Below are 3,236 nucleotides of genomic sequence, written 5' to 3'. Positions count from 1 at the left end.
TTTAGGTTCTGGTGCCGTAAGGTGTGAGAGTTCGAGTCTCTCCGTCCGCACCATCAGCAAGCATCATATATTTCATCTTTAGTCAGCCATTCTATTCAGCACTTTTGAACCTATGCGACAGAAATATGACACAAGTTATCCTTTGCAAGGATATGACGGTAAACCCATATCTGTTTGCTGGAAAGATGTAACTTGAAGGTGTAAAATCTTGCCCCCCGACACACACCTTATATCAATACCTGAGGTTTGTTTGTCAGTTAGGGCTCTCTTTAATCCAAGGTAAAACCGTGCTGTTCAAGCGGATGGAGTCGTTGGTTTGGCCTGATTTTTTATCCATGGTTCTGAACACATGTTGCCTTTCCGGGTTTTGACTCCCTTTCTTTTTATTGCTACCAGTTCTGTACTGGTGCTGGTGTTTACCCTGTTGATTCTGGGTAACAATATGGATCAGCAGGCTAGGAAAGGTGTACAGCAACAGTTAGATTATGCCTTTGTGGATCAGCAGCAGCGTTTGCAGCAGCAGATTAATCAGCTACAGGCACTGCATGACAACCTGCCCGCTTACAGTTTTGTACAGGTGTTGCCCTATCAGTTGGATCAGCAGTGTTTACTCTGGCTGAGTGATAACTCCCAGAGTTATCAGGGGCGTTGTCCGGAAGAATCCACATTGACCCCTGCTTTGCTGCACCAGTTGGAGCTGAGCCGGGAGCCAGAGGGTTTAAGTGGCAATAATCCGGCATTTTTTTATCAATACCGAGAAATAAAGGGTTACAGACTCTGGTTAGTGCAGCCGTTTAACCAGGGTCTGTTGGATACCTGGCAAGAAATTTATCAGTTGCCACCGATGGTTTTAAAATCTCATGCCATCATTATCAGCGGGGAAGCACAATACCCTGTGACTCTAACAGATGGCAGTAACCCCCTTTATATCCATTATCCCTTGCCGCGCCCTGGTCAGGAGCTGGTGCAATCGGCTTTGTTGCCGCTGATGCTGGTACTGATGTTGATGGTGTGTGTTGGACTGTTTGCTGCACATCAGTTGTGGCGGCTGATGACCGCTCGTGAGCGCAGTGAAACACGCCTGCGCAATGTGATAGATCTGGTGCCGCACATGATTTATGCACGTGATGAAGATGGGCGTTTTGTACTGGCCAACAAGGCAACTGCTCGTTTTTTTCATAGCACACCAGAAAAGATATTGGGTCAGAACCTTGCTGAGTTGACGGGTGATAATCAGGCGTATGAGCAGCTGCTACGGCGTGAACGGGCTTTGTTGATCAGTGGTGATGCTGTGTTCATGGAAGAAGAGCTGTTACCAGGAAAAGGTTCACCCACCATCTGGCAAACCAGCAAACTGCATTTTGATGATACCGATGGCAAGGCTGGCATACTCAGTGTTTCGATGGATATTACGGATCAGCGTGAGCAACAACAACAGCTGATGATGTTATCCAGTGCACTGGAAAACAGTGGTAGTGCGGTATTGATCTGTGACTGGCAGGGTCAGGTGACTTATTCCAATGCCCGTTTTCGTGATCTGACCGGCAAACAAACACAGGATTTGTTGAATCATCCCCTGGAGCAATTGTTGCGGGGCAGTCTGTCGCGGCTGCAGTTACGCTCCATCATGAGAAGTCTGCGACAGAATGCCCAATGGCGGGGTGAGTTGAGACTGGAGATGCATAATCATCATCATTACTGGTTGATGGTGTCTGTTTCTCCTTTGCAGTTAAATTCACGCCAGCCGGATAAACCCCATTTTGTGCTGGTGGCCGAAGATATTACTGAGCTGAAGCTGACACACCAGAAGATGGAGCAGCTGGCACTTTATGACACCCTGACAGGACTGGAAAACCGTCGTCTGTTCAAGCAAAGGTTAAACAAGGCAATCAAGCTGGCCAAGCGCCAGAAATCCTTGTGTGCTCTGCTATATCTGGATCTGGATCATTTCAAACGTATTAACGATACTCTGGGTCATGACGCCGGAGATCAGTTACTGGTGACAGTGGCGGATCGTTTACGCACCTGCGTCAGGGATTCGGACAGTATTGCCCGGCTGGGTGGAGATGAGTTCACTCTGTTGTTGCATGACATTACCCACCCGGATGCGGCAGCTCAGGTAGCCAGAAAAATCACCGAACAACTGGCTTTGCCAATTCAGCTGGGCAGCAAGAGTGTGATAGTCACCACTTCTGTTGGTATCACTCTGGCTCCTGCAGACAGTGAAACGCCCAGTGAGCTGATGAAAAATGCTGATCTGGCGATGTATCGTGCCAAGACAGAAGGACGTAATACCTACCAGTTTTTTACACCGGAAATGAATACCCATGCCAGCCGTTTGCTGGAAGTGGAAACCGAGCTGCGAGATGCATTGCAGGAGCGGAGTTTTCAGGTCTATTACCAGCCACAGGTTGATCTGGATTTAGGTCGTGTGGTGGGTTTTGAGGCTCTGGTGCGCTGGCAGCATCCTGTGCGTGGTTTGATTTCGCCGCTGGAGTTTATTCCGATTGCAGAAGAGACCGGGCTGATTGTGGAGCTGGGGCATCAGGTTCTGGAGCAGGCCTGCAGGGATTTGGTATGGCTGAACCAGCAGCTGGATCATCGTTGTTATGTGGCGGTGAACCTGTCACCTCGTCAGCTCAAGGATGCAGGCTTGCCAGCTCATCTGGATGAACTTCTGACACGGCACGATCTATCACCTCGTTATCTGGAGCTGGAAATCACTGAAAGCACACTGATGGATCAGATGGATCTGAGCTTGCCGATCCTGCACCAGATTGAGCAGTTAGGTATTGCACTATCGATTGATGATTTTGGTACCGGTTATTCATCCCTGAGTTATCTCAAGCAGTTACCGGTGCATTCCCTGAAAATCGACCGTTCATTTGTGCAGGATATTCCGGGCGATCGGGATGATATGGCCATTGTGTCGGCCATCTGTGCAATGGCGGCAAAACTTAATCTGGATGTGGTTGCAGAAGGTGTAGAGCAACTGGATCAGCTGAATTTTCTGCGCAACAGCCAGTGTAATCTGGTACAGGGTTATTATTTCAGTCGACCTTTGCCGGTGGATCAGCTGGTAGACCAGTGTCGGCAGATTACTGAACAGCTGAATGGTTAACCGTCCGTTAAGATGAAACAAAAAAAGCTCCCTTTCGGGAGCTTTTTATTGGTGCGCTGACTCGGGAAATCAGTTGCCGTAGAAGGCTTCTTCTTCCATAGCCATCAGTACGTCA

1 protein-coding gene is annotated in these 3,236 nt (G+C 48.7%); it reads left to right on the top strand.

The annotated features are described in order from the left end of the window. The first annotated feature begins 367 nt into the window (after positions 1 to 367). Entirely contained in the window at positions 368 to 3,121 is a 2,754-nt protein-coding gene (locus IBX50_RS18835) for a bifunctional diguanylate cyclase/phosphodiesterase (RefSeq protein WP_292257940.1), read from the top strand. The last annotated feature ends 115 nt before the right edge of the window (positions 3,122 to 3,236 follow it).

This window comes from Marinospirillum sp., assembly GCF_014859565.1.
The sequence above is the reverse complement of the archived record's forward strand: the minus strand, read 5'-3'. Positions and strand labels throughout refer to the sequence as shown.